Source organism: Pedococcus sp. P2_D9 (assembly GCF_056404275.1).
This window is the reverse complement of sequence record NZ_JBFUEI010000010.1, coordinates 73,952-98,746: the sequence shown is the minus strand read 5'-3', so window position 1 is coordinate 98,746 and position 24,795 is coordinate 73,952. Positions and strand designations below refer to the sequence as shown.

23 protein-coding genes and 3 tRNA genes are annotated in these 24,795 nt (G+C 69.4%); 15 read left to right on the top strand and 11 right to left on the bottom strand.

Annotation, left to right across the window (positions count from 1 at the left end):
• Positions 1–136: 136 nt before the first annotated feature.
• The 4 genes from AC1DXJ_RS15190 to AC1DXJ_RS15175 form a co-directional block, all read right to left on the bottom strand.
• Positions 137–2,305 (bottom strand): 3-hydroxyacyl-CoA dehydrogenase NAD-binding domain-containing protein, encoded by a 2,169-nt coding sequence (locus tag AC1DXJ_RS15190; protein ID WP_477637404.1) that lies wholly within the window; start codon positions 2,303–2,305, stop codon positions 137–139.
• The gene (locus AC1DXJ_RS15185) at positions 2,302–3,519 is read right to left on the bottom strand and encodes a thiolase family protein (RefSeq protein WP_477613134.1); all 1,218 of its coding nucleotides are present in this window, start codon (positions 3,517–3,519) and stop codon (positions 2,302–2,304) included. The genes AC1DXJ_RS15190 and AC1DXJ_RS15185 overlap by 4 nt, the downstream gene beginning before the upstream one ends.
• Positions 3,520–3,717: 198 nt before the next feature.
• Positions 3,718–5,022 carry an HRDC domain-containing protein gene (locus tag AC1DXJ_RS15180; RefSeq protein ID WP_477637403.1) on the bottom strand — a complete coding sequence of 435 codons (1,305 nt, stop codon included), beginning with the start codon at positions 5,020–5,022 and terminating at the stop codon, positions 3,718–3,720.
• 58 nt (positions 5,023–5,080) lie between these two features.
• On the bottom strand, positions 5,081–5,668 hold the full coding sequence (locus tag AC1DXJ_RS15175) for a DUF3000 domain-containing protein (RefSeq protein ID WP_477613133.1): 588 nt from the start codon (positions 5,666–5,668) through the stop codon (positions 5,081–5,083).
• A gap of 78 nt (positions 5,669–5,746) precedes the next feature.
• On the opposite strand from AC1DXJ_RS15175, the gene AC1DXJ_RS15170 reads away from it, so the two are divergent.
• Together AC1DXJ_RS15170 and hemE are read left to right on the top strand one after the other, a co-directional pair.
• Positions 5,747–6,571 (top strand): EamA family transporter, encoded by an 825-nt coding sequence (locus AC1DXJ_RS15170; protein WP_477613132.1) that lies wholly within the window; start codon positions 5,747–5,749, stop codon positions 6,569–6,571.
• A gap of 18 nt (positions 6,572–6,589) precedes the next feature.
• Positions 6,590–7,624, top strand: coding sequence for a uroporphyrinogen decarboxylase (gene hemE / locus AC1DXJ_RS15165; RefSeq protein WP_477613131.1), 1,035 nt, complete (start codon positions 6,590–6,592; stop codon positions 7,622–7,624).
• 35 nt (positions 7,625–7,659) lie between these two features.
• Here the strand turns inward: hemE and AC1DXJ_RS15160 are convergent, their stop codons facing one another.
• Complete coding sequence (locus tag AC1DXJ_RS15160) at positions 7,660–8,640, bottom strand: DUF4349 domain-containing protein (protein ID WP_477613130.1); 981 nt, start codon at positions 8,638–8,640, stop codon at positions 7,660–7,662.
• A 127-nt stretch (positions 8,641–8,767) separates the two neighbouring features.
• On the opposite strand from AC1DXJ_RS15160, the gene hemG reads away from it, so the two are divergent.
• The 3 genes from hemG (at position 8,768) to AC1DXJ_RS15145 (ending at position 12,135) form a co-directional block, all read left to right on the top strand.
• Positions 8,768–10,249, top strand: a complete 1,482-nt coding sequence (gene hemG, locus AC1DXJ_RS15155) for a protoporphyrinogen oxidase (protein WP_477637402.1) — start codon at positions 8,768–8,770, stop codon at positions 10,247–10,249.
• A 4-nt stretch (positions 10,250–10,253) separates the two neighbouring features.
• Complete coding sequence (hemQ, locus tag AC1DXJ_RS15150; RefSeq protein WP_477637401.1) at positions 10,254–10,967, top strand: hydrogen peroxide-dependent heme synthase; 714 nt, start codon at positions 10,254–10,256, stop codon at positions 10,965–10,967.
• 184 nt (positions 10,968–11,151) lie between these two features.
• Positions 11,152–12,135, top strand: coding sequence for a type IV toxin-antitoxin system AbiEi family antitoxin domain-containing protein (locus AC1DXJ_RS15145; protein WP_477613127.1), 984 nt, complete (start codon positions 11,152–11,154; stop codon positions 12,133–12,135).
• A gap of 48 nt (positions 12,136–12,183) precedes the next feature.
• Here the strand turns inward: AC1DXJ_RS15145 and msrB are convergent, their stop codons facing one another.
• Positions 12,184–12,612: a peptide-methionine (R)-S-oxide reductase MsrB gene (msrB, locus tag AC1DXJ_RS15140; protein ID WP_477613428.1), complete on the bottom strand. Its 429-nt coding sequence runs from the start codon at positions 12,610–12,612 to the stop codon at positions 12,184–12,186.
• 137 nt (positions 12,613–12,749) lie between these two features.
• On the opposite strand from msrB, the gene AC1DXJ_RS15135 reads away from it, so the two are divergent.
• On the top strand, positions 12,750–14,900 hold the full coding sequence (locus tag AC1DXJ_RS15135; RefSeq protein WP_477637400.1) for an ATP-dependent DNA ligase: 2,151 nt from the start codon (positions 12,750–12,752) through the stop codon (positions 14,898–14,900).
• A complete protein-coding gene (locus AC1DXJ_RS15130; RefSeq protein ID WP_477613125.1) occupies positions 14,900–16,084 on the top strand; it encodes an alpha/beta hydrolase family protein in 1,185 nt (394 codons plus the stop codon). Before AC1DXJ_RS15135 ends, AC1DXJ_RS15130 begins: the two co-directional genes overlap by 1 nt.
• A gap of 35 nt (positions 16,085–16,119) precedes the next feature.
• Here the strand turns inward: AC1DXJ_RS15130 and AC1DXJ_RS15125 are convergent, their stop codons facing one another.
• Complete coding sequence (locus AC1DXJ_RS15125; protein WP_477623668.1) at positions 16,120–16,836, bottom strand: dihydrofolate reductase family protein; 717 nt, start codon at positions 16,834–16,836, stop codon at positions 16,120–16,122.
• Positions 16,837–16,885: 49 nt separating this feature from the next.
• Here AC1DXJ_RS15125 and zapE point away from each other — a divergent pair, with 49 nt between their 5' ends.
• The 4 genes from zapE to AC1DXJ_RS15105 all read left to right on the top strand — a co-directional run bounded on the left by zapE (position 16,886) and on the right by AC1DXJ_RS15105 (position 19,660).
• Positions 16,886–17,887: a cell division protein ZapE gene (gene zapE / locus AC1DXJ_RS15120; RefSeq protein ID WP_477613123.1), complete on the top strand. Its 1,002-nt coding sequence runs from the start codon at positions 16,886–16,888 to the stop codon at positions 17,885–17,887.
• A 93-nt stretch (positions 17,888–17,980) separates the two neighbouring features.
• The gene (locus tag AC1DXJ_RS15115) at positions 17,981–18,172 is read left to right on the top strand and encodes a hypothetical protein (protein ID WP_477613122.1); all 192 of its coding nucleotides are present in this window, start codon (positions 17,981–17,983) and stop codon (positions 18,170–18,172) included.
• Positions 18,173–18,236: 64 nt separating this feature from the next.
• Positions 18,237–19,199 carry a polyphosphate kinase 2 family protein gene (locus AC1DXJ_RS15110; RefSeq protein ID WP_477613121.1) on the top strand — a complete coding sequence of 321 codons (963 nt, stop codon included), beginning with the start codon at positions 18,237–18,239 and terminating at the stop codon, positions 19,197–19,199.
• An 86-nt stretch (positions 19,200–19,285) separates the two neighbouring features.
• Positions 19,286–19,660: a VOC family protein gene (locus tag AC1DXJ_RS15105; protein WP_477613120.1), complete on the top strand. Its 375-nt coding sequence runs from the start codon at positions 19,286–19,288 to the stop codon at positions 19,658–19,660.
• Here the strand turns inward: AC1DXJ_RS15105 and AC1DXJ_RS15100 are convergent.
• The gene (locus AC1DXJ_RS15100; RefSeq protein WP_477613119.1) at positions 19,657–19,995 is read right to left on the bottom strand and encodes a hypothetical protein; all 339 of its coding nucleotides are present in this window, start codon (positions 19,993–19,995) and stop codon (positions 19,657–19,659) included. The genes AC1DXJ_RS15105 and AC1DXJ_RS15100 overlap by 4 nt on opposite strands.
• Positions 19,995–21,641: an acyl-CoA dehydrogenase family protein gene (locus AC1DXJ_RS15095; protein WP_477613118.1), complete on the bottom strand. Its 1,647-nt coding sequence runs from the start codon at positions 21,639–21,641 to the stop codon at positions 19,995–19,997. Before AC1DXJ_RS15095 ends, AC1DXJ_RS15100 begins: the two co-directional genes overlap by 1 nt.
• 32 nt (positions 21,642–21,673) lie before the next feature.
• Here AC1DXJ_RS15095 and AC1DXJ_RS15090 point away from each other — a divergent pair, with 32 nt between their 5' ends.
• The 4 genes from AC1DXJ_RS15090 (at position 21,674) to AC1DXJ_RS15075 (ending at position 23,173) form a co-directional block, all read left to right on the top strand.
• Positions 21,674–22,834, top strand: a complete 1,161-nt coding sequence (locus tag AC1DXJ_RS15090) for a YihY/virulence factor BrkB family protein (RefSeq protein WP_477613117.1) — start codon at positions 21,674–21,676, stop codon at positions 22,832–22,834.
• A 32-nt stretch (positions 22,835–22,866) separates the two neighbouring features.
• Positions 22,867–22,939, top strand: a tRNA-Gly gene (locus AC1DXJ_RS15085).
• A gap of 22 nt (positions 22,940–22,961) precedes the next feature.
• Positions 22,962–23,032: transfer RNA gene (locus AC1DXJ_RS15080), tRNA-Cys, on the top strand.
• A gap of 66 nt (positions 23,033–23,098) precedes the next feature.
• Positions 23,099–23,173: transfer RNA gene (locus tag AC1DXJ_RS15075), tRNA-Val, on the top strand.
• A gap of 99 nt (positions 23,174–23,272) precedes the next feature.
• On the opposite strand, the gene AC1DXJ_RS15070 is transcribed toward AC1DXJ_RS15075, so the two are convergent.
• Together AC1DXJ_RS15070 and AC1DXJ_RS15065 are read right to left on the bottom strand one after the other, a co-directional pair.
• Positions 23,273–24,481, bottom strand: coding sequence for a site-specific integrase (locus tag AC1DXJ_RS15070; protein ID WP_477637399.1), 1,209 nt, complete (start codon positions 24,479–24,481; stop codon positions 23,273–23,275).
• Complete coding sequence (locus AC1DXJ_RS15065) at positions 24,465–24,674, bottom strand: helix-turn-helix domain-containing protein (RefSeq protein ID WP_477623672.1); 210 nt, start codon at positions 24,672–24,674, stop codon at positions 24,465–24,467. Before AC1DXJ_RS15065 ends, AC1DXJ_RS15070 begins: the two co-directional genes overlap by 17 nt.
• Between the last annotated feature and the right edge of the window lie 121 nt (positions 24,675–24,795).

The window sequence follows — 24,795 nt, the reverse complement described above, 5'->3', positions numbered from 1 at the left end:
CCACAGTTCCGCCTGATCCTGTGTGGGCGAGCACACAGGGGCCTGCGCGTTCCACCACCGCCCGTGGTCGGGGACACGAGTGCGGAATGTGAAATGAGCCTGACGAAACCGTCAGGCTCATTTCACATTCCGGAGATCAACCCGCGAGGGTCGGCACGCTCGCAGCGCCCGGTGGCAGGAAGCGCTGGCCGGTCACCTTCTCCGACACGCCCTCACGGTCGAGCAGGGGAGTCAGGCCACCGTTCCAGAACTGGAACCCGGCGCCCGTGATCATGGCCAGGTCGAGGTCCATCGGAGCCGCGACGATGCCCTCGTCGAGCATGCGACGCGACTCGTCCGCGAGCACGCCGAGCACCCGCTCACGGACCTCCTCGGTGGACAGCACGACCGGGTCGGCCGGCTTGTCGAAGAGCGCCTCGACCTCGGGGTCGACGACCGGCTTGCCCTCGGGCCAGAGGTAGATGGCCGGCTTCTTGGCCGCGACGACCTTGCGCAGGTTCTCCGAGACGTAGAAGCGGTCGGGGAAGGCCTTGGCCAGGGTCTCGTTGTTGTGTAGGGCGATGGCCGGACCGACCAGGCCGAGCAGGATGAACGGCGGCATCGGGGCAAGCCCGGCGAAGGCTCGATCGGCGACCTCGATGGGGGTGCCCTCGTCGACGACCCTGGCCACCTCGCCCATGAAGCGACCGAGGAGGCGGTTGACGATGAAGGACGGGCTGTCCTTGACCAGGATGGTCGTCTTCCTGAGCGTCTTGCCGGTGGCGAACGCCGTCGCCAGGGTTGCGTCGTCGGTCTGCTCGCCCTTGATGATCTCGAGCAGGGGCATGACGGCGACCGGGTTGAAGAAGTGGAAGCCGACGACCCGCTCGGGGTGGGCCAGCTCCGCGGCCATCTCGGTGATCGAGAGCGACGACGTGTTGGTCGCCAGGACACACTCGGGGGTGACGATCGCCTCCACCTCGGCCCAGACGGTCTTCTTCACGGACATCTCCTCGAACACCGCCTCGATCACGAAGTCGGCGTCGGCGAAGCCGTCCTTGGAGGTCGCGCCGCTGACCAGGCCCTTGAGGCGGTTGGCCTTGTCGGGGCTGACCCGCCGCTTGCCCAGCAGCTTGTCGACCTCGGCGTGGACGTAACCGACTCCCTTGGCCACCCGCTCCTCGTCGAGGTCGGTCATCACGACCGGCACCTCGAGACGTTGGGCGAACAGCAGGGCCAGCTGGCTGGCCATGAGACCGGCGCCGACGATGCCCACCTTGGTGACCTTGCGGGCCAATGCCTTGTCAGGGGCGCCTGCGGGACGCTTGGCCCGCCGCTGCACCAGGTCGAAGGAGTAGAGCCCCGCGCGCAGCTCGTCACCCATGACGAGGTCGGCGAGCGCCTCGTCCTCGGCAGCGAAGGCCTCGTCGCGGGTGGCGGTGCGAGCTGCTTCGACGAGGGTCAGGGCGCGGTAGGGCGCCGGTGCCTTGCCGCCGGTCTTGAGGTCGACCAGGCCCTTGGCGGCCTTGATGGCGCCTGCCCACTCCGCCTTGTCGCGGGAGATCCCGTTGCCCTCCTTGGTCGTCCGCTCGACGACGGTGTCGCCCGTGAGGACCCCAGCCGCCCACAGCAGCGACTCCTCGAGGAAGTCGGCCGGTGCGAACATCGCGTCGGCGATTCCCAGCTCGAAGGCCTGCGGACCCTTGAGCATGCGGTTGGTGTTCATCGGGTTCTCGATGATGACCTTGAGGGCGTTGGCCGGACCGACCAGGTTGGGCAGCAGGTAGCAGCCACCCCAGCCCGGGACGAGCCCGAGGAAGGTCTCCGGCAGCGCGAGCGCGGGCACCCCTGCGGAGATCGTGCGGTAGTCGGCCGACAGTGCGATCTCCACACCGCCACCCATGGCCGCACCGTTGACGAACGCGAAGGTCGGGACGGGCAGGTCCATGATCGCCGCGAAGGCCGCGTGACCGGCGCGGGCGACCTCGATCGCCTGCGTGCGGTCGCTCGCCTGCGACACGGCCTTGAGGTCCGCGCCGACGGCGAAGATGAACGGCTTGCCGGTGATCCCGACCGCCTGGATCTCACCGGCGTCGGCGCGGGCGCGCAGGGCGTCGATGGTGGCCTTCAGTCCGGCGATGGTCTGCGGGCCGAAGGTGTTCGGCTTGGTGTGGTCGAAGCCGTTGTCCAGCGTGACCAGCGCCAGGGTTCCCGCCTTGCCGGGGAGGACGACGTCGCGCACCGGGGTGTGGGTGACGACCTCCTCGAACCCGGGTGTCTGCGTCACTGTCTGGGTCCCTGTCTGCGTCGGTGTCTGCTCGCTCATGCCGCAACCTCCTGGCCGTAGTCAGCGTGGTGTGGGTTCTCCCAGATGACGCTGGCGCCCATGCCGATCCCGATGCACATGGCGGTCAGCCCGTAGCGCACCTCCGGGTGCTCCTCGAACTGTCGGGCCAGCTGGGTCATCAGCCTCACCCCCGACGAGGCCAGCGGGTGACCGATCGCGATGGCGCCGCCGTACTGGTTGACACGCGGGTCGTCGTCGGCGATGTCGAAGTGCTCGAGGAACGCCAGCACCTGCACGGCGAAGGCCTCGTTGAGCTCGAACAGGCCGATGTCCTCGATCGACAAGCCCGCCTTGGCGAGAGCCTTCTCGGTCGCCGGGACCGGGCCGATGCCCATGACCTCGGGTTCGACCCCCACGAAGGCAAAGTCCACGAGGCGCATCTTGACGGGCAGGCCCAGCTCCTGGGCAGCCTGCTCCGAAGCGAGGATGCACGCGGTGGCACCGTCGTTGAGCCCGGCCGAGTTGCCGGCGCTGACATTGCCGTGCGGGCGGAACGGCGTCTTGAGCGAGGCCAGGTCCTCGACCGTGGTGCCTGGACGCGGCGGCTCGTCCCGGGTGGCCAGGCCGTAGCCCAGCTCCTGGTGGCGCGTGGCGACCGGCACGAGGTCGGGCTGGATCTGCTCGTTCGCGTAGGCCTTGGCGAGCTTGTCCTGGGACCTGACGGCAAAGGCGTCGCTGCGGTCCTTGGTGATCGAGGGGTACCGGTCGTGCAGGTTCTCGGCGGTCGAACCCATGACCAGGGCGGAGGGGTCGACGAGCTTCTCCGCGACGATCCGCGGGTTGGGGTCGACACCCTCACCCATGGGGTGGCGGCCCATGTGTTCGACGCCCCCGGCGATGGCGATGTCGATGGAGCCGAACGCGATCGAGCTCGCCGCAGTCGTCACGGCCGTCATGGCACCGGCGCACATGCGGTCGATCGAGTAGCCGGGCGTGGTGTTGGGCAGGCCGGACAGGAGGGCAGCCATTCGCCCGAGCGTGAGGCCCTGGTCGCCGATCTGCGTGGTGGCGGCGATGGCGACCTCTTCCACGCGCTCCGGAGGGAGCTCGGGATGACGGCGCATCAGCTCGCGGATGCAGCGGATGACGAGGTCGTCGGCGCGCGTCTGGGCATACATGCCCTTGTCGCCGGCCTTGCCGAACGGCGTGCGAACTCCGTCGACGAACACGACCTCATGAAGGGTGCGGGGCACAGGTGGCCTCCCTTGATTGGAGTCTCGGGTGATTGAGTCTTGGGGTGCGGGATCGGTGCGATCCACCGGGTATGCGGTGGGTACAGGACCGATGCTACTTCCCGGTAACAACGAGGTCACCAGATCCCGCGAGTGAGAGCCGTCACCCATGCAGGTTTGCCTCCCATTGGAACGAAACCTGCAGCGCGAGGAGCCGGATCAGGCGTCGGGGTTGGCCTCGAAGGCCGCCTCGATCATCGGCGCGACCACGCCGGCCTGCCAGTGCCTGGCTCCGAGAGCCGTGAGCGCGGCGGCGAACCCGGCGGCGGTCTGGTCGGCCGGGGGAGTCCAGATCACCCGGCGAAGGGGCTCCGGAGACAGGACGTTCTCGATCGGGATCACGTGTTCGGTGGCGAACGCGGTCAGCGCCTCGCGCGTGGCGCTCAGTCGGGCGGCCGCGATGGGGTTGCGTTCGGCCCAGGCACGCTGGGGCGGCGGGCCGTCCGAGCGCAGGGTCATCGGCGGCAGGTCGCCTTCGGGGATCGCGTTCGCCCGGGTGACGGCGTCGAGCCACTGGCGCTGGTAGCGCCGGACGGACCGGTGCCCACCGGGGAGCGTGCCGGGGTTGGTCGGTGACTCCATGGCCACCTCGACCAGCACCGCGTCCGGCAGCACCCGCCCGGGGGCGACATCCCGGTCCTGGGCTATCTGGTCGCGGGTCTCCCACAGCTCTCGCACGACCGCCGCGATCCTGCGGTGTCGGACGCGGTGCATGCCGCTCGTCCGCCGCCACGGGTCGACGCGCTGCGCCGGTCCCATGAAGTCGAGCAGTGCCTCGAACTCCTCGCGCGCCCAGCTGTCCTTGCCCTGCTTGGCGAGGTCGACGCCCATCAGGTTGCGCACGTCGACCAGCACCTCGACGTCGAGGGCGGCGTAGCGCAACCACGGCTCGGGCAGGGGCCTGGTGGACCAGTCGACCGCGGAGTGCTCCTTGGCCAGGGACAGGCCCAGGTAGTGCTCGACCACCGCGGCCAGCCCGACGCGGGGCAGGCCCAGAAGTCGCCCGGCGAGCTCGGTGTCGAACAGCTGCTGAGGCCGCAGTCCCACCTCCGCGAGACAGGCGAGGTCCTGGGTGGCCGCGTGCAGGATCCACTCGGCACTGCCGATGGCGTCGTTGACGGGCGACAGGTCGGGGCACGCGATCGGGTCGATCAACCAGGTGCCCGAGCCCTCGCGTCGCAGCTGCACGAGGTAGGCGCGCTGGCCGTAGCGGTAGCCGCTCGCCCGCTCGGCGTCGAGGGCGACCGGCCCCTCGCCGGCAGCGATGGCGCGGGCGGCCTCCATCAGTGCCCGCTCGGACTCGACGACCGGGGGCACGCCGTCGACAGGCATGTCGAGAGGGGTCAGCTCGACGGCTGGTTGCTGCTCGGGCTGCACCGCCTGAACGGCCTCCGTCTGCCCGGCCTCCGTCCGCCCGGCCTCGGCCTGGTCGGCCGTAGTCTGCTCGGCCTCGGTGTCGGTCACCGGATCAACCTACCCGGCCGATGCCACGGAACACGTCCCGGAAGTCAGCACTCCACTGTTAACGGCGTGGTCCAGGCAGGGCGATGACGCCCTCCGGCAGGGGCGGCAGACCCGCGATGGTGCACAACAGGTCGGACCACGCGACGAGGTGGGCGCCGACGTTGCCGGCCACGGGGGTCCACGAAGCGCGGACCTCCATCTCGACGCTGGCGGGCCGGTCGGACAGACCGGCGAAGCTCTCCGAGACCACTCTCGTGACCGTGCCGGCCTCTGCGGTGTAGCCCAGGTGGTGATGGGCCAGGGCGTCGGTCAGCCAGGACCACCCGACCGCACCCAGCATCGGGTCGTTGGCCAGCTCGGGCTCGAGCTCGGCCCGGGCGAACGTCACCGCACGCCAGGCCCCGTCCCACGGGTCCGGGACCGACGGGTCGTGCAGCAGCACGAAGCGTCCCGACGCCAACTCGTCCTCGTCGTTGGCGGCGCCCACCACCTCGGCGGTGAGGGCCACGGCATACGGCGCGATGCGCTGGGGAGCGGGCACCTCGGTGAGGCGGACCTCGGGGCGCAAGCGCGCTCCGCGCAGGTCACTGAGCGCCTGCGTGAACTCGGGGGATTGGTCGCCAGGGACCGTTCGGCTGCCCACCATCAGAGGGTATGCCGCGATCTCGGATATCACAGGGAGGTTGCCGTCCGCGTCGTGTCGCGCCACCGGTAGCGTGCGGCCATGCTCTCGCTGCTCGCGCTGGCGTCCAGCGCCAGCTGGGGGACCGCGGACTTCTTCGCCGGGCTGTACTCGCGGCGCCGCCCCGCCGTCGCCGTCGTGGGGTGGACGCAGTCACTGGCGTTCCTCGTCCTGTGCGTTGCCGTCGCCCTCCGCTGGGACAGCCTCACGTGGACGGGTTGGCCCCTGTGGTCGGTCGGTGCCGCCGTCTCCGGGGTGGCGGGACTGCTCTGCTTCTACACCGCCCTGGCGAGTGGCACGATCGGCGTCGTCGCCCCGATCGCAGCCCTGGGGGTGGCCGTTCCCGTGCTCCTCGGCGTGGCCACCGGCGACGAGCCGTCCTCCTGGACCTGGGTGGGGATCGTGGTCGCCATCGTCGGCGTGACCCTGGCGTCGGGGCCCGAGCTGAGTGGCGGGGTCTCTCCGAGGCCGGTGGTGCTGGCTGGGGTGGCGGCGGTCGGGTTCGGGTTCGCCCTGTTCTGCATCGACCGCGGCGCCCGGACATCGACCCTCATGACCCTGTGGGGGATGCGCGGGGTGTCCTTCGTCGTGTTCCTCACGCTGGCACTGGCGTTGCGGTCCAGGGGAGGGGTGCAGGCCCGCGAGCTGCCTGCCCTGCTGGCCATCGGCTGCGGTGACATGGGCGCCAACCTCCTGTTCGGGATCGCATCTTCGCGCGGACAGGTGAGCGTGGCGAGCGTGCTCGCCTCGCTCTACCCCGTCGTGACGATCGTGCTGGCACGCGTCCTGCTGCGGGAGCGGCTGCGCAGGATCCAGCAGGTGGGCGCGGTGCTGTCCCTGGCGGGCGCGGCGATCATCGCCCTCTGAGCGACCTAGAATCACCCGGTGACCTCCCCCCACGACTCCGCCCTGGTCCGTGCTGCCCGCCGTCAGCCGGTGAGCCACACGCCTGTCTGGTTCATGCGTCAGGCAGGGCGCTCGCTGCCGGAGTACCGCAAGGTCCGTGAAGGCGTCGGGATGCTCGAGTCGTGCCGTCGCCCCGACCTGGTCACCGAGATCACCCTCCAGCCGGTGCGCCGCCACGGCGTCGACGCCGCGATCTTCTTCTCCGACATCGTCGTGCCCCTGGCTGCCGTCGGCGTCGACCTCGACATCGTCCCCGGCGTCGGGCCGGTCGTCGCCAAGCCGATCCGCACCCGCGGCGACCTCGACCGCCTGCCCGAGCTGACGCCCGACCACGTCCCCTACATCACCGAAGCCGTCCGGCTCCTGACCGCGGAGCTGGGTGACACGCCCCTCATCGGCTTCGCGGGCGCACCGTTCACGCTGGCGAGCTACCTGGTCGAAGGCGGCCCGAGCAAGAACCACGAACACACCAAGGCACTGATGTACGGCGACCCGCAGCTGTGGCACGACCTGTGCGCCCGCCTGGCCCAGATCTCGGGCACCTTCCTCGACGTGCAGGCCGCCGCAGGGGCCTCCGCGGTCCAGCTCTTCGACTCGTGGGTGGGGGCCCTCCCACGAGCCGACTACGAGCGCTTCGTCGCCCCGCACTCGACCGCGGCGCTGGAAGCCGTGTCGGCACGCGGCATCCCGAAGATCCACTTCGGGGTCGGCACCGGTGAGCTGCTGCCGGCCATGGGCGCCGTGGGCGCCGACGTGGTCGGCGTCGACTACCGCGTGTCCCTCACCGATGCCCTCGCCCGTCTCGACGGTTCGTACGCAGTGCAGGGCAACCTCGACCCCGCCCTCCTCTTCGCGCCCTGGGAGGCGCTGGAGGCCAAGGTCCGTTCGATCGTGGAGGAGGGACGGGCCGCACCCGGTCACATCTTCAACCTGGGCCACGGCGTGCTGCCCGACACCGATCCCGATGTGCTGACCCGTGTGGTCGAGCTGGTGCACGAGGTCGGCCAGCGCTGAGTCGCCGACCGACCTCGCCCCTGCCGTAGTGGGGGCTACTGCGGCAGGACGGCGGGGGGCGGCGTCACCGGACGACGGCGTCGCACGTACCACCACACCGGCAGTCCCAGGAGGCCGAGCAGGACGAGGAACGGCAACATCGCTCCGACGACCGTGAGCAGCACGGTCGCGGACCCGGTGAAGGCGTCCCAGCCACCCTTGAGCCCGACGAGGAAGCCGGCCTGGTCGGGCTCCTCCACGATCGCGTTCGGCTCTGTGGTCAGGCTGATCTGGATGGGGGAGCGCGCGACGCTCCCCTTGAGGGAGGCGAGCTGCGCCTCGAGGGACTCGAGGTCGGACTGGCGCCGGGTCAGCTCGGCCTCCATGGCGACGATCTGGTTGAGGTCCTTGGCGTCCTTGAGGAAGGCCCGGACCCGCTCGACGCTGACCCGCATCGTCTCCAGCCGTGAGGCGGTGTCGACGATCTGTCCGCCGACGTTCTCGCTCGAGCTCGTCGAGCGGATCACCGTGCCGACCGACCCGAGCTCGGCGATGACCCGGTCGAGCTCTGCGGAGGGCACCGAGAGGGTGATCTCGGCGTACGTCGTGGCGGTCACCTTCGCGGAGTCCGTGAGGGGGGCGTCGCTGTTCGCCGTCCCGATGTTCTCCGACAGGACGATGCCCTCGGCGGTCGCCGTGGTGGCCCGCACCTTCGCCACTGCCTGGCCGATGTTCTTGACTTGGAGCGCGATGGTCGCGCGACGGGCGAGGGAGTCCTGGTTGGCCGCGAGGTTGGCTGCCGTGACTCCCTTGGGAGCGGTGCCTGATCCCGGCTTGGCCGAGTCACCTCCCGACGCGGAACTGTCGCCGGCGGACGGGGCCACGGCCCGGCCGGACGACTCGTTGGAGCTGCCTCCGGCCACCGAGGCGGCGCTGGAGGTGTCGGAGCCGCCGCCGCCGCAGGCAGCGAGGGCGAGCGTTGCGAGGAGAGCTGCGCCGACGACGGCGATGCTGCGGTGCGGACGAACGCTGAACATGGCGACCCCCTGGTCGAGTCGAGCTGGTCGTATCGGGCGGTGCGGAATACCGGTGCGACTCGCGTCGTGGGCTCGACGTTCCCACCCGGTGGTGTCGAAACAGTCACGATCTTGAAAGGGTGTGGGCATGGTCGGATCACGAATCCTCATCGTCGGGGGAGGTATCGCTGGACTTGCCTGCGCTTGGGAGCTGACGCGTGCGGTTCCTGACGCGACCATCACGATCCTCGACGCGGCAGACCGACCCGGCGGCAAGCTCCGACGCGAACCCGTGGCAGGGGTGGCGCTGGACGTGGGGGCCGAGTCGATGCTGGCCAGACGACCCGAGGCGCTGGACCTGATGTCCGAGCTGGGCCTCGATGGCGAGGTCGTCCACCCCGACACGACGTCGGCGTCCATCTGGTCGCGAGGTGACCTTCACCCCATGCCCAAGGGCACGCTGATGGGGATCCCTTCGCCGGCCGCCTCCGCGCTCGGCGTCCTGTCCCCTGACGAGGTCGCTCGAGCCGAGGGCGAAACACCATGGGACAGAGGCGATTTCGAGGACGTTTCGGTGGGCGACTACGTCGCGGCCCGCTTGGGCGACGCGGTCGTCGACCGTCTCGTCGAGCCGCTCCTCGGGGGCGTGTATGCCGGGCAGGCTCGGTCGTTGTCGCTGCGCGCCTGCCTGCCTTCCGTGTTCGCGGCGGCCCGGCGAGGCGAGTCCCTCACGCAGACAGCAGCTGCGGGCCAGGCCGGTGAGGCGGGCCGGGCGGGCCGGGCCGACCGCGCGGGCCAGGCGGGCCAGACCGACCAGCTGGCCGCGCCGGTCTTCGCCGGGCTGGTGGGTGGGGTGGGCCGGCTCGCCGAGTCGCTGACCGAGTCGCTGCGGGCTCGCGGCGTGACGATTCGCAGCAGCACCATCGTCCGTGAGCTGCACCGGGAGCCGGACACCGCGGGTGGCGGCTGGTCGGTGGTGGTCGGACCGCACCCGCGGCCCGAACGGCTGGTCGCGGAAGCGGTGGTTCTCGCCGTCCCCGCCGCCCCTGCGAGCCGGCTCCTGGCTCGACACCTGCCCGACGCGTCCCGGGCGCTGCGTGAGGTCGAGTACGCCTCGCTGGCGATCATCACCCTGGCCGTCGGGGCCGAGGGCCCCGGCACCGTGCCGCTTCCCGGCTCCGGTTTCCTCGTGCCGGCGGTCGAGGGCAGGACCATCAAGGCCAGCACCTTCTCCTCGACCAAGTGGCGATGGACCGCCGAGGCTGCCGGGGACCTTTCCTTCCTGCGAGCCTCTGTGGGGCGGTTCGGCGAGACGACCGACCTGCAGCGCCCGGACGAGGAGCTCGTGGCGATCGCCGTCGCCGAGGTCAGCGAGGCCCTCGGCCACCAGCTGCCCCGGATCGTCGACACCCACGTCCAACGCTGGGGCGGTGCGCTGCCGCAGTACACCGTCGGGCACCTCGACCGGGTGGCCCGCATCCGGGCCGCAGCGGCGGCCGCGCCGGGGCTGGCCCTCGCCGGCGCGGCATACGAAGGTGTGGGGATCCCGGCGTGCATCGCGACTGGGCGGTCGGCGGCACTGGCGGTGACCACCCACCTGCGGACGCGAACGATCGGCGCGGGAGGATAGGGGCATGAGCGAGCCGCACCCCTCCAACCCGAACGCTGCCCGGATCCGCGAGATCAACGACTCGATCCGGTATGCCATGTGGTCGGTGTTCTCCGTCACCGGGCCCTTGGGCGACAACCGGGACGTGATGGCCAAGGAGGTCGAGGACCTCTTCGCGCAGTTCGAGGCAGAGGGTGTGGTGACCCGCGGCGTCTACGACATCGGGGGGCTGCGCGCCGACGCCGACTTCATGGTCTGGTGGCACGCCGAACGGATCGAGGACGTACAGCGGGCCTACCGCTCCCTGCTGCGCACCGAGCTGGGCCACCTGCTCGAGCCGACCTGGTCGGCGGCAGCGCTGCACCGACCGGCGGAGTTCAACAAGAGCCACATCCCGGCGTTCCTCGGCGACGAGCCGCCCAAGGACTTCATCTGCGTCTACCCGTTCGTCCGGTCCTACGAGTGGTACCTGCTGCCGGACGCCGAGCGCCGCGACATGCTGCGCGAGCACGGGCAGCAGGCACGTGACTACCCCGACGTGCGGGCCAACACGATCGCCTCGTTCGCGCTGAACGACTACGAGTGGGTGCTGGCCTTCGAGGCCGACGAGCTGCACCGCATCGTCGACCTGATGCGTGAGCTGCGCGCCTCGCGGGCCCGCATGCACGTCCGCGAGGAGCTGCCGTTCCACACCGGTCGCCGCGTCCAGGTCGACGAGCTCCTCGCCTCCCTGCGCTGACCCCGCCCCACCTTTATCGGGTCTAGGGACTTGGGTCGGCTTCACCCCGAAACCGTTCTCGGGTCATGCCGTCCTTGCCCGGGTGTGGCGACGGCCGTCCACAAGCGACCTGTCCGCACCCAGCCCTCCACAGGTCCACGTCCGTGGGTCGATGGAGCGCCTCGACGGCGGACATCCTCGGGCCATGGACCCTGCGCTTCTCGACATCGCCAACTCGCAGGACGGCGTGTTCATCACCCGTCAGGCGAGATTGCTCGGCCACAGCCGCGAGTCGCTGGCGGCACTGGTTCGCGACGGCGGCGTGGTGCGCCTGACTCGCGGTGTGTATGCCGTGGGCGCGCCGCCCGACGGCCCGACGGCTTCGGCGGAAAGGCATCGCCTGCTCGGCCGCGGCGCGCAGCTGCTCTATCCGGACGGCGCGCTCTCTGGTCACACGGCGCTGGTGGCACTCGGGCTCCCCGTCTGGGGTGCCTCCCTGCAGCGTGCGCACCTCGAGCGACCGATCCACCGTGAGGTGTTGACGCGAGACCTCGTGATCCGGCCGCCGTTCGCTGGGCTGAAGGCGCCCCGTGGTGTGGTCTCCACTCCGGTGGCCGTGGTCCAGCACTGCCTCGAGCACGGCGCCACCCCCGGAGTGGTGGCGGCCGACGCGGCGCTTCACGAGGGCATGATCTCGCGCGACGAGCTCGAGGCCGTCGCCGCGCGCGTGCACGGCTGGCCGCGGTCGAGCCGGGTCAGGACCATGCTGGCCTTCGTCGACCCGAAGTCCGAGTCCGTGGGGGAGTCGCGCCTTCGCGTCGGCCTCGCCGCGGTGGGGATCGAGGTCGAGGCGCAGGTCGCCATCCGCGACGAGCGAGGCAGAGTCGTGGCGAGGGTCGACTTCCTCGTCAAGGGCACCAACGTCGTGATCGAGTTCGACGGCCTCGTGAAGTATCGCGACGGTGGCTCGGAGGCGCTCATCGCTGAGAAACGCCGAGAGGACGAGCTGAGACGGCTGGGATACCGGGTGGTCCGCGTCGTCTGGTCGGATCTCGAGCGCCTTGGACCGCTCATCGCGCGGCTGCGGGCGCTCGGTGTCCTCAGCCACGCGGCATACCCATCCAGCGCTGTGCTCAAGCCGGCCGCGCCCCACAAAGGTCGGCCTCACCCCGAAACCGTTCCGGGGTGAAGCCGACCTTTGTCCCATGACCCGATAAAGGCGGGGCAGGGGGGTCGGTCAGGTGGCGTCGGGCTTGGGGCGCAGGGTCATCGAGATCGAGTTGATGCAGTAGCGCTGGTCCGTGGGGGTGCCGTAGCCCTCGCCCTCGAAGACGTGGCCGAGGTGGCTGCCACAGTTGGCGCACCTGACCTCGACGCGCTTCATGCCCATGTCATAGTCCTCGAGGTACTCGACCGAGTCGCCGGCGAGGGGTGAGTAGAACGACGGCCACCCGCAGTGGCTGTCGAACTTGGTGTCGGAGGTGAACAGCTCGGCACCACAGGCTCGGCAGGCATAGACGCCCTCGTCCTTGGTGTCGGTGTACTCCCCGACGAACGGCCGCTCGGTGCCTGCCTGACGGAGCACCTGGTACTCCGCCGGGCTCAGCTCCTCACGCCACTGCTCGTCCGTCTTGGTGACGGCATAGGTGCGGTCGGTCTGGTCCATGCTCACGTTTCGGCTCCTTCGCCCGGTGATCCCACTTCGTCCAAACAGCTTCACGTCCATCACAACGCAATCAAGGCCCATTCTGGTCCCGCAGATCCTTACGGTCCGCTGACGGGCTCCCCAGATAGGCTCGCGCCATGGCGGCCAAAGCAACCGAGCTGGAAGTCCCCGGGGGACCTGAGGGATCGCGACGTGTTCGGATTTCGAGCCCCGAGCGCCTGATCTGGCCCGACGACGGGATCACCAAGCTCGACCTCGCGCAGTACGCCGTCGACGTCTCTGACGGCTTCATGCGCGCACTGGGCAACCGCCCGGTGACCCTGCAGCGGTTCCCCGAGGGCATCACGGGCGAGGAGTTCTGGACCAAGAACCCGCCCAAGGGCATGCCCGACTTCATCGACCCCGTCATGTGCACCTACCCCTCGGGTCGCAAGCACCTCCAGGTGGTCGTCGACGAGCCGGCAGCCGTGGTGTGGGCGATGCAGATGAACACGGTGACGTTCCACCCCTGGCCGGTGCGCACGAGCAACGTCGACAACCCCGACGAGCTGCGGATCGACCTCGACCCGCAGCCGGGCCGCGACTTCAAGGACTCCGTCGAAGCCGCCCTCGTGCTCCGCGAGCTGCTCACCGAGCTCGGGCTGACCGGCTGGGCCAAGACCTCCGGCAACCGAGGTGTCCACGTCTTCGTCCGGGTCGCGCCGACCCACGAGTTCCTCGACGTGCGGCACGGGGTGATCGGGATCGCGCGCGAGCTCGAGCGTCGCCTGCCCGACCTCGTGACGACCTCGTGGTGGAAGGAGGAGCGCGGCGAGCGCGTCTTCGTCGACTTCAACCAGGCGTGTCGGGACCGCACCATCGCTTCGGCCTACAGCCCGCGCCCGCTCCCCGGAGCGCCGGTGAGTATGCCGGTCAGCTGGGACACGCTGCCCGGCGTCAGTCCCGGCGACTTCACCGTGCTGACGGTGCCGGGGATCGTCGCCGCGGATGGTGACGCATGGGCGGCGATGGACGATGCTGTCGGTGACGTCTCCTCGGCAATTGCTTTGTGGGACAAGGACATCAGCGAGCGTGGCCTCGGCGAGCTGAACTTCCCGCCGGACTACCCCAAGATGCCGGGAGAGCCACCCAGGGTGCAGCCGAGCAAGCGCCGCAAGGACAAGTCCGACGAGGACTACATGCCCCCCAAGGCCGAACGCGATGCGGACCTGCGCTCCGTGTGGGGTCCGGTCGTGCCGCCCGTCGCCCCGATGCTGGCCAAGCCGGTGAAGGGGATCCCCACGGGCGACTACCTGTTCGAGCCCAAGTGGGACGGATTCCGCTCGATCATCTTCCGGTCGGGCGACCAGGTGGAGATCGGCAGCCGCAACGAGAAGCCGATGACTCGCTACTTCCCCGAGGTGGTCGAGGCCGTGCTGGCCAACTTCCCCGAGAAGTGCGTCGTGGACGGCGAGATCGTCCTCATCGGCGCGACCGGCGACGGGCTCGACTTCGACGCGCTGCAGCAACGGATCCACCCCGCCGCCAGCCGGGTGAAGAGGCTCGCCGCCGAGACCCCTGCCAGCTTCGTCGCGTTCGACCTGCTCGCGATCGGCGAGGACGACCTCACCGCGCGCCCGTTCTCGGAGCGCCGTGCCCGGCTCGAGGAGGCCCTCGCCGCGGCGCAGCCGCCCATCCACCTCACCCGGGCCACCCACGACCCGAGCGTTGCGCAGGAGTGGTTCGAGCAGTTCGAGGGGGCCGGGCTCGACGGCGTCATCGCCAAGCCCCTCGACATCGGCTACGTGCCCGACAAGCGGCTGATGCTGAAGATCAAGCACGAGCGGACCGCTGACTGCGTGGTTGCGGGCTATCGGACCCACAAGAGCGGCGACGACCTGATCGGGTCACTCCTGCTGGGCCTCTACACCGACGAGGGGTCCCTGATGAGCGTGGGCGTGATCGGGGCGTTCCCGATGGCGCGACGCAAGGAGCTGTTCGACGAGCTGCAGCCGCTGGTCACCGACTTCGACGACCACCCGTGGGCCTGGGCCAAGGAGGAGATGGGCAACCGCACCCCGACGGGCGGGGCGACGTCGCGCTGGAACGCGGGCAAGGACCTGTCGTTCACGCCGCTTCGGCCCGACCGCGTGGTCGAGGTGAGGTACGACCACATGGAGGGCGCCCGGTTCCGCCACACAGCCCAGTTCGTCCGCTGGCGCCAGGACCGAACCCCGCAGTCGTGCACCTACGACCAGCTCGAGGAGCCGGTCAGCTTCGACCTCGCCGACGTGCTGGGGGAGAGGTAGTGGCCACCGGGGCGACCTCGACCCCGATGTCTGCCGGCCGCAAGGCGGCCATCGCGGGAGCAGTGACCGCAGGGTCGGTGCTGACCGCAGGTGCCCTGACCACCATGGGCGCCGCGACCTACTTCGCACGCCGGGTCCTCACCCCGGACCGCCAGCGACCCGATGACACCCAGATCCTTGCCGTCGCCGACGACTCGGTGACCTTAGGGGTGAGCCCAGAGACGGTCTCGCCCGGACGGTACGGCCTCTGGCTGGACAGCGAGAGCGGTCACGCGCGCGTCGGCGACGTCCTGGAGCTCGACCAGGGATCGGGCCGGGTGCGTCGAGAGCTGCTGGGGGTCGACTTCGGACACCTCACCGGCGGGTTCGGCCGGTGGAACCAGTACTACTTCGCCAGCCCCCCGGACCGCTCACTGGGACTGCGCACCGAGTACGTCGACGTGCTCACCGAGCTGGGCACCATGCCCGCCTGGGTGGTGCCGGCCGCCACGACGTCGCACCGGTGGGCAATCCTCGTCCACGGCCGTGGGGCCAGGCGCCACGAGGGGGTGCGGGCGGTGAAGCCGTTGCACGACAACGGGATCAACGTGATCATCCCCAGCTACCGCAACGACCTCGGAGCACGCAGCGGACCGGACGGGCGCTACAACCTGGGCCTCTCGGAGTGGCGCGACATCGAGGACGCCGGCCTGCACGCGGTGCAGCGTGGGGCGCGGGAGCTACTGCTCGTCGGGTGGTCGATGGGAGGGGCCATCGTCCTGCAGACCCTCAGCCGCTCCTGGCTGGCCGACCACGTCACCCACGTGGTGCTCGACGCGCCGGTCATCGACTGGGGTGACGTGCTGGCCCACCACGCGCGGGCCAACGGCATCCCGGCCCCGATCGGCGGTCTCGGCCGGGCCCTCATGGGTCGCCGCTCGGCGCGCCGACTCGTCGGCGTGCACGACCCGGTGGACGTGGCCAAGACCAACTGGGTGGCGCGTGCGGGCGAGCTGGCGCACCCGATCCTGCTCATCCACTCGGTCGACGACGAGTTCGTCCCCGTGGGCCCGTCCCAGGCGTTGGCGCAGGCGCGGCCAGACCTGGTGACGATGGAGCGGTGGGACACCGCGCGGCACACCAAGGAGTGGAACGTCGACCCGGACCGCTGGGAGCGGTCTGTCGCCGAGTTCGTGGCCACCTGAGCCATCCACACCCGGTGCCGCGCGGACCTGTCAGGTCAGCGGTTGACGAACCAGCGTCCGAGGATGCTGCCGTCCTCCTCGAGCAGGACCGCGGGGGAGGCGGGGACGTTCAGCTCCGGTCCGTTGACGATCGCCGGATGCTGGCCGCCGACGATGACGGGCGACCAGGTGAGGTCGAGCTCGTCGACGACCCCGGCCTTCAACAGGCTGGCGAGCAGGGTGGGGCCGCCCTCACACAGGATCTGCCGGAAGCCCTTGTCCTCCAACATGTTTCTCATCCGCACCAAGTTCACCGAGTCGGTGCCGGACATGAGGACGAACTCCTCACCGATCAGCTCACGCGAGGCGTCCAGGGCGCGTGCGTCGGCTCCGCTGCGGGTGACGAGCAGGACGGATCCGGGAGGTCCGTCGGCCACGCTCACAGGCAGCTGTCCTGAGTGGCTGACGACCACGAGCGTCGGTGCCGCTGCGTTCTCGGCCTTCAGCGAGGGGTAACCCTCGGCCCTGACCGTGCCGGCCCCGACCACGACGACGTCCGTCATCCGGCGCAGCAGGTCGAAGACCACATGGTCGGCCTCGGTGTTGATGCTGCCCGACTTCTGGTCGGGACCATTGGCCGCGCCGTCCAGGGTCGCCACGAAGTTGGCGCGCAGCCAGCGACGGGCGGGCGGGGCGTACAGGTCCGCGAGGTCGGCGGCGTCGACGAGGTCACCGGGGGCATGGGTGCCGGAGGAGTCAAGCAGCAGGCGCATGCGCACAGTCTTGCATTTCCCTCGATCTTGGTTCACTAGGCTCGACATCGTGCCCGGCTCCCTCCTCGACCGCTCTCCTCGGCTGGACCGTGCGCGGTTGGTGCGGGAGCTCGTGCCCCCTCCCCGTTTCGACACCGAGCGGTTCGCGACCTACCGGCCAGATCCGTCCGAACCCTCGCAGGCGGCTGCCGTGGAGCGACTCGAGCGGTATGCCAGGTCGCTGGGCCAGCGCGCGAGTGGCCGATGGTTCGCGCGGCGAAAGGCCGCCGCAGGGGACGGCCGCGGGGTCTATCTCGACGGCGGCTTCGGAGTCGGCAAGACCCACCTGCTGGCGTCCTTGTGGCACGAAGCCACCGGGGCCAAGGCCTTTGGCACCTTCGTCGAGTACACCAATCTCGTCGGAGCGCTGGGCTTCCAACCCACCGTGGAGGCGCTCAGCGGGCACGAGCTGGTCTGCATCGACGAGTTCGAGCTCGACGACCCGGGCGACACCGTGTTGATGGCGACGCTGCTCGGGCGGCTGGCCACAGCGGGGGTCTCGCTGGCCGCCACGTCGAACACCCTGCCCGACGCGCTGGGGGCCGGGCGGTTCGCGGCCGAGGACTTCCTGCGGGAGATCCAGGCGCTGTCGGCACGCTTCGAGGTCCTGACGGTGAACGGCCCCGACTACCGGCACCGCGACAGCGTCGACAGCCCCCCGCCCTCCTCAGAGGACGAGGTGCGCGCTGGCGTGGACGTCGACGGTGGGGTGCTCGACCACTTCGTCGACGTGACGCGTCACCTCGCGACCGTGCACCCGAGCCGCTATCGCGCGATGCTCGACGGGGTCACCGCCGTCGGGTGGACCCACGTGCGCCCCGTGACGGACCAGGCCGTCGCCCTGCGGCTGGTCGTCCTCGCGGACCGGCTCTACGACGCCGACATCCCTGTGTTCGCCAGCGGGCTGCAGCTGGGCGACCTGTTCTCCCAGGAGATGCTGGCGGGCGGCTACCGGAAGAAGTACTTTCGCGCGATCTCGCGACTCACTTCCCTCGCGCGCCACGCCGACTGAGCAACTGCCCCATCTGCTGGGCTGTGGACAGCCATCCTCGACATGAGGACACTCGGGCTGAGGACATTGGAAGTGGCCGCCGCTGGGTGCGGCATGGAGGGAGCGACCATGTGGTGGATCTGGCTTCTGGTCGTTGTCGCGGTGATCGCTGCGCTCTTCCTCGTCCTCAGGCGGCGCGGCTCGACCGGCGACCCGAGCTATCGCCCGGACGACCCGCGGTCCGGGTCGGGTCTGGGTGGGCCTCCGGGACAGTGGGGGCCGGGCGACGGCGGGGGTGCCGGCTGACGCACGGGCACTTGCTCGGCTGGAATCCCTCGCGCGCCGTGCCCCGCGATGACAGGATGCGTCAATGGGCAAGGGGAAGAACGACGCAAAGGCCAGCAAGAAGTCCAAGGGCGACAAGAAGTCCAAGGGGGGGCCGAAGTCCAAGGTCGCAGGCCTGGACGCCACGGCGGCATCCGACAAGGGTGTCCCCGAGCCGACGGCCTTCGCCGACGCGTTGAGGGTCACGGATGGTTTCATCCTCGCCGAGTGCGACCCACGCTCCACCCCGGGCTTCGACGGTGACAAGGCAGCGGGCGAGGAAGCCCTCGCGGCACGCGCAGGGGAGATCAGCCAGCTCCAGGAGCGGCTCTATGCCGAGTCCAAGGGTGACGTGAAGCGCTCTCTCCTGTTGGTGGTGCAGGGCATGGACACCTCCGGCAAGGGGGGCATCATGCGTCACGTCGTCGGGCAGATGGACCCGCAGGGCGTCAAGTACACCGCCTTCAAGGCGCCCACCGCCGAGGAGCGCAAGCACCCCTTCCTCTGGCGCATCCGCAACGCCCTGCCTGGCCCCGGTCAGGTCGGTGTCTTCGACAGGTCGCAGTACGAGGACGTGCTCATCGTCCGCGTCCACGAGCTCGTGCCCCGGGCGACGTGGTCGCGGCGCTACGCCCAGATCAACGACTTCGAGGCCAAGGCCGTCGCTGACGGCACGACGATCGTCAAGGTGATGCTGAACATCTCGGTGGACGAGCAGAAGGCCCGCCTCACCGAGCGGCTCGAGCGCGAGGACAAGCACTGGAAGTACAACCCCGGGGACGTCGACGAGCGCCTGCGGTGGCCGCAGTACCAAGAGGCGTACCAGGCGGTGCTCGAGAAGACCTCGACCGAGGCAGCCCCGTGGTACGTCGTTCCCGCCGACCGCAAGTGGTACGCCCGGCTGGCTGTCCAGAACCTGGTGCTCGAGCACCTGGAGGCGATGGACCCCCAGTGGCCGGCCGCCGACTTCGACGTCGAGGCCGAGAAGCAGCGACTGGCGAAGTCCTGAGCCCGACCGTCCGACCGATGAGTTTGCCGGGCCGTCTGGGTCGGTACCGGTAGCCGACACTGGGTCGTCAACGGAAGGAATCAGCCATGCTCAAGGACTCCCAGGCGTTCAGCGGCTTCTCGGTGCCGGACACCGAAGCCGCCCGCAGGTTCTATGCCGAGACTCTGGGGCTGGAGGTGAGCGAGGCCAACGGCATCCTGCGCATCCAGCTCGGCGGGGGACACCACGCCATCGCCTACCCGAAGCCGAACCACGAGCCGGCAGGTTTCACGATCCTGAACTTCCCGGTGAGCGATATCGAGGCGACGGTTGACGAACTAACGGGTCGGGGAGTGGCCTTCGAGAGGTACGAGGGCACCCCGATGGAGACCGACGCCAAGGGCATCTTCCGCAAGGGCGGCCCGCTCATCGCCTGGTTCACCGACCCCGCAGGCAACGTCCTCTCCGTGATCCAGGACTAGCCGATCCAGAGCACCGGTGTGCTGATCGCCCCAGTGCCCCACAGGAGGAGCCAGACAGCGAGGAGGGCGCCCACGCACAGACACCCGATCCAGACCTGCCGGGCACCCTTGGAGGTGTGCGCCGCTCTGCCAGCCCCGGATCCGCGGGGACTTGCCACGACGACGGCGCCGACGATGGCGCTGAGGACGATGATCGGAACACCCATGACGAGCAGCGCGTCGCCAATCTCGTAGAAGTCGCCCTGGAGGGCCGCCGGGAGCAGGATCAGTGCGCCCGTGACGAGCATGCCGAGGGCGGCGCCGATCAAGAGCCCGCGCGCGCGACCGCCTCGCATCAGCCGGCGAACGCGCGGTCGATGATTGTGCGGGCATGCTGGGTCGACAGACCCGCGTCGAGGGTGCCGAAGGTGGCGCCGTGCTGCCCTCCGAGGCGGCTGGCAACGAACGCGTCGGCGACCACGGTCGGCGCGTAGCGGGCCAGCAGGGACGCCTGCAGGGTCACCGCGAGGCGTTCCACGGCGTGTCGGGCGCCCGCCTGCGCGCCGGGCTCCGCGGCATACGCGATCACGTCGTCGACGCGGGTGATGGCTTCGTCGAGGACGGTGCTGTGGCCGTTGGCGAGGGCGAGCTCCTTGCGGAACGCCTCGACGGACAGGGGCTCGCGGGTGATTGCGCGCAGGACGTCGAGGGCGTTGACGTTGCCCGAGCCCTCCCAGATCGAGTTGAGCGGTGCCTCCCTGTAGAGCCGGGCGAGGCCGTTCTCCTCGACGTAGCCGTTGCCGCCCAGGCACTCGAGCGCCTCCGCGACCATCGGTGAGGTGCGCTTGCAGACCCAGTACTTGCCGACGGCCACACCGAGTCGCGACAGCGCGGTGTCGCCTTCGTCGACCGCGTGCGCCAGACGCAGCGCGAGGGTGGTGGCGGCTTCGACCTCGAGGGCGAGGTCGGCCAGGACGTTCTGCATGAGCGGCTGGTCGACGAGCAGGGCACCGAACGCGGAGCGGTGTCGGGTGTGGTGGATCGCCCGCACGAGGGCGGCTCGCATCGTCGACGCCGAACCGAGGATGCAGTCGAGCCTGGTGGCCGCGACCATGTCGAGGATGGTGCGGATCCCGCGACCGTCATCGCCGACGCGCACGCCCCATGTGCCGTCGAGCTCGACCTCGGAAGAGGCGTTGGACCGGTTGCCCAGCTTGTCCTTGAGTCGTTGCAGCGCAAAGGGGTTGCGTGCGCCGTCGTCGAGCGCGCGCGGCACGAGGAAGCAACCGACGCCGGCATCGGTCTGCGCCAGGACGAGGAACGCATCACTCATCGGGGCCGAGCAGAACCACTTGTGGCCGGTCAGCCGGTAGGTCTCGCCGCCCTCGACCGGACCGTCCGGCGTCGCGACTGCACGCGTCGTGTTGGCACGGACGTCCGAACCGCCCTGCTTCTCGGTCATGCCCATCCCGACCAGCGCCCCGCGCTTGTCGGCCAGGGGCCTCAGCCCGAAGTCGTAGCTGCGCGAGGCGAGCTGGGGCAGCCAACGCGCCGCGAGAGGTGCGTTGGCCGCGAGGGCCGGCGCCGCGGCATACGTCATGGAGATGGGGCACAGGTGACCCTGCTCGTTCTCGGACCACGCGACGAAGCCCGCTGCCCGCCGCACGTGGGCGCCGCTCCCGGCGGGCTGGGTCCACGGCTCGGCTGTGAGCCCGGCGCCGACGGCGACGTCCATCAGGGAGTGCCAGGCTGGATGGAAGGCGACCTCGTCGATGCGCTCGCCGGTGGGGGAGTGGGTGCGCAGCACGGGCTCGTTCTCGTTGGCCTGGACGGCCCATTCGCGCGCCTCGGCGCTGCCCGCACGGGCCCCCAGCGCACTGACTTCGTCGTATGCCGCGGAGCCGGCCCAGCGCCTCAGCCCCTCGTCCAGCGCCGGCTGGGACGTGACCGTGTTGTAGTCGGGCAGTGGGGGCACCTGGTTGGTGACGGCGTGGGTGGGCACGAGGGCACACTATGCCGGGATACCGTGACGGGGTGACACCTAAGGCCCGGGTACGCCGCGCGCTGCTACGCGTGCCCGGCGCCATGCCCGCGGCCAAGCTGACCGTGGAGACGATCCGGGTGTGCCTGCGGTACCGGGTGACCGGCCTGGCGTCGGAGGCAGGCTTCTTCATGCTGCTGTCTCTGCCGCCGTTGGTGCTGGGGCTGTTCGGTGGCGTGGGTTACATCAGCGGGTGGCTCGGCAAGGACATCGTCAACCAGCTGATCAAGGGGATCCAGAACTTCGCGTCCGACTTCCTGGTCGCCAACGTCGTCGAACAGATCATCCTGCCCACGGCGAACGACGTGCTGCAGAACGGTCGCGGAGACCTGATCTCGCTCGGCTTCCTGCTGTCGATCTGGTCGGGGTCGCGAGCGCTCAACGTCTTCGTCGACACGATCTCGATCATGTACGGACAGTCGGGCGAGCGGGGGATCGTCCGGACCCGTGCGCTGTCGTTGACCCTGTACTTCCTGTCTCTGGTCGTCGGGATCGTGGTCGTCCCGCTCGTCGTGATCGGCCCGACGTGGCTCAAGGATCTGTTGCCGCCGGGGGCAGAGTTCCTGGCGTACCTCTACTGGCCCGTGGTGACCATTGCCGCTGTGGCAAGCATCGCGACCCTGTTCCACATCTCCACGCCGCGTCGGTCGCCGTGGCTGAGGGACGTGCCCGGCGCAGTACTCACCTTGCTGATCTGGGTGCTTGCGTCCTTCGTCCTTCGCGGCACGATCACGGCCTCGGTCAGCGGTGGAACTTCGATCTACGGCCCGCTGTCCGCCCCGATCGTGCTGCTGATCTTCCTGTACGCGCTGGCCATCGCCGTCCTCATCGGTGCCGCCCTCAACGCAGCGATCCGCACGATGTGGCCGGTGGCGGATCGGCTTTCCCTGCGGGCACAGATGGTGAAGTGGGTGAAGGCCCGCGTGTCTGCGCGCAGGACTGGCTCGCTGCCCCTCAACGCGCCGGCCAGCGATGATCGGCTGCGTGTCGACGGGGCGCGCGAGGAGCTGACGTCCTCGGTCGAGGGACTGCGGGACGAGGCGCGAAAGCCGCTGACCCCCATGCCTCGTGGGTCGGAAAACGCCGCGGACGACACCCAATTTGGAGACGACGCTGATGATCGGATAATGTCTGCACGCACGCGCAGCGGGTGAAAAACCCCGTTCAACACCAATAGCGCGTGTATGCGGATGTAGCTCAGTTGGTAGAGCGCAACCTTGCCAAGGTTGAGGTCGCCGGTTCGAGCCCGGTCATCCGCTCGGAGGGTTTGACCGCCTTCACGGTGGAGTGGCCGAGAGGCGAGGCAGCGGCCTGCAAAGCCGCGTACACGGGTTCAAATCCCGTCTCCACCTCAGACGACTTGAACCCTGAGTCGAACCCAGCACCACCCAGCACGACCCACCACCCAGCAGGACCCGGGGCGATTGGCGCAGTGGTAGCGCGCTTCCTTGACACGGAAGAGGTCACTGGTTCAAACCCAGTATCGCCCACCAGCACGAAACAGCCCCTGACCTGCGAAAACGCGGGTCAGGGGCTGTTTTGTTCATGCCTGCAGAGCGGCCAAATTGGCCACTGAGTGACTAAGTGAGTGACTAAGGATCCGATTTCGCGTCGACATCCGTGGGTGTCCTGGGATGTTTCTGGACGTTATGAACGGCGAAGATCCGGTCCATCGCCTCGGCTCCCTCGGTGATCACGGGGCGGAGCTGCTTGCGGTAGACGGCTTCGGTGACGACCGTGCCGCGGTGCCCGACCAACCGCGCGATCTCTTCCACCGGGACTCCCGCGTCGGACATCAGCGACACGAAGCTGTGCCGTAGCTCCCGGGGGGTCCACGCCTTGGGGTCCAGGCCGGCGTCGGCCAGCACCCGTCTGAAGGCCCGACGTACGTTGGCGGCGTCGAGCTGAGCGCCGTGCCAGGACGTGAAGACCAGGTCGTTGTCCTGCCAGCGATCGCCCGCACGATCACGAACCCCCTGCTGATCATCCCGATGCGATGTCAGCGCTTCGACGCAGCGCAGAGGAAGCCGCAAGGTACGCCGAGACAGTTTGGTCTTCGTGTCATCGCTGGCGCGTACCGAGCGCCACAACTGCACGGTTGGGGGCCCGGGCGGGTTGACCTCTGTATCTCCGAGGAGGTCGACGTTGGCCCAGGTCAGGGCGCGCAGCTCCTCGGTCCGGGCGCCGGTGAGCAGGGAGAGGGAAACATAGGCGTTCAAATCTGAGTCCTCTGCAGCGGCAAGTAACGCCTTGGCTTGCTCGAACGTCATTGACTTCGACGGACGTCCCGGTTGTCCCTTGGGCAGCTCACAGAGCAGCGCGACATTGCGCTTGACTCGATCCCGCGCCATCTGCCGTTGGATCGCGCGGCGCAGGATCGACATCATCTTGCTCAGGGTTGCGCTGCTGACCTGACGTGCCTCATTGGCGAGCCATCGGTCAACGTCATCTGCTGTCAGTTCGCGCAGGCGACGTCGTCCCAAACCTGGGACGAGCCGGTGCTCGATCAAGAAGCGATTGGATGCGATGGTCTTGGGATCGCGACCGTTGAGACCGTGCTCGAGCCAGTCCATCAGGGCATCCTCCACGGTGAACTTGTGCCCCTGGACGCCAACGCCGTCGTCGAGGTCACGGCGGATCGCTTGGAGCTTGGTCTTGGCCTCTGTCTTCGTCCGGCCACTGACCCGCTTGACGATGCGCTTGCCGTCGGCGCTGAATCCGACATGGGCGGTGGCGATCCACCGCTCCCTTGCCTCCGAGTAATGGACCCCGCCCTCGCCACGGCTACGCCGTGTTGGCATCAGTCTGGGCCTCGGACTCGAGCAAGGCGATGTAGCGGTCGATCGCGGCGCCGGTGATGTAGCACCGACGACCCTGATGCACGGTTTCGAGCCGTCCGGCGCGGATCTGCTCGTAGATGACGCTGCGGCTCATGCTCAGCAACGTCATGACATCAGAAATGGCGTAGAGCGCTCGTTCTGCCACTGCTGTCATTGGTTTCTCCCTTGTTGTCCTCGGATGGACAACGCGGAAGAGGGGGCACCATCAGCTAGTTCGTGGCCTGGTGGTGCAGCCGACGTCAGCATTGTTGGGCACTCTCGGAATCATTGGGATG

Excerpts from the sequence above, each read along its gene's own strand:
- AC1DXJ_RS15100 (WP_477613119.1), bottom strand. The coding sequence starts at position 19,995 with ATGCGAGGCGGTCGCGCGCGCGGGCTCTTGATCGGCGCCGCCCTCGGC.
- AC1DXJ_RS15145 (WP_477613127.1), top strand. The coding sequence starts at position 11,152 with ATGGACCCTGCGCTTCTCGACATCGCCAACTCGCAGGACGGCGTGTTC.
- AC1DXJ_RS15170 (WP_477613132.1), top strand. The coding sequence starts at position 5,747 with ATGCTCTCGCTGCTCGCGCTGGCGTCCAGCGCCAGCTGGGGGACCGCG.
- AC1DXJ_RS15110 (WP_477613121.1), top strand. The coding sequence starts at position 18,237 with ATGGGCAAGGGGAAGAACGACGCAAAGGCCAGCAAGAAGTCCAAGGGC.
- AC1DXJ_RS15135 (WP_477637400.1), top strand. The coding sequence starts at position 12,750 with ATGGCGGCCAAAGCAACCGAGCTGGAAGTCCCCGGGGGACCTGAGGGA.
- msrB (WP_477613428.1), bottom strand. The coding sequence starts at position 12,612 with ATGGACCAGACCGACCGCACCTATGCCGTCACCAAGACGGACGAGCAG.
- AC1DXJ_RS15175 (WP_477613133.1), bottom strand. The coding sequence starts at position 5,668 with ATGGTGGGCAGCCGAACGGTCCCTGGCGACCAATCCCCCGAGTTCACG.
- AC1DXJ_RS15160 (WP_477613130.1), bottom strand. The coding sequence starts at position 8,640 with ATGTTCAGCGTTCGTCCGCACCGCAGCATCGCCGTCGTCGGCGCAGCT.
- AC1DXJ_RS15125 (WP_477623668.1), bottom strand. The coding sequence starts at position 16,836 with ATGCGCCTGCTGCTTGACTCCTCCGGCACCCATGCCCCCGGTGACCTC.
- hemQ (WP_477637401.1), top strand. The coding sequence starts at position 10,254 with ATGAGCGAGCCGCACCCCTCCAACCCGAACGCTGCCCGGATCCGCGAG.
- AC1DXJ_RS15115 (WP_477613122.1), top strand. The coding sequence starts at position 17,981 with ATGGAGGGAGCGACCATGTGGTGGATCTGGCTTCTGGTCGTTGTCGCG.
- AC1DXJ_RS15070 (WP_477637399.1), bottom strand. The coding sequence starts at position 24,481 with ATGCCAACACGGCGTAGCCGTGGCGAGGGCGGGGTCCATTACTCGGAG.
- AC1DXJ_RS15105 (WP_477613120.1), top strand. The coding sequence starts at position 19,286 with ATGCTCAAGGACTCCCAGGCGTTCAGCGGCTTCTCGGTGCCGGACACC.
- AC1DXJ_RS15190 (WP_477637404.1), bottom strand. The coding sequence starts at position 2,305 with ATGAGCGAGCAGACACCGACGCAGACAGGGACCCAGACAGTGACGCAG.
- hemG (WP_477637402.1), top strand. The coding sequence starts at position 8,768 with ATGGTCGGATCACGAATCCTCATCGTCGGGGGAGGTATCGCTGGACTT.
- AC1DXJ_RS15065 (WP_477623672.1), bottom strand. The coding sequence starts at position 24,674 with ATGACAGCAGTGGCAGAACGAGCGCTCTACGCCATTTCTGATGTCATG.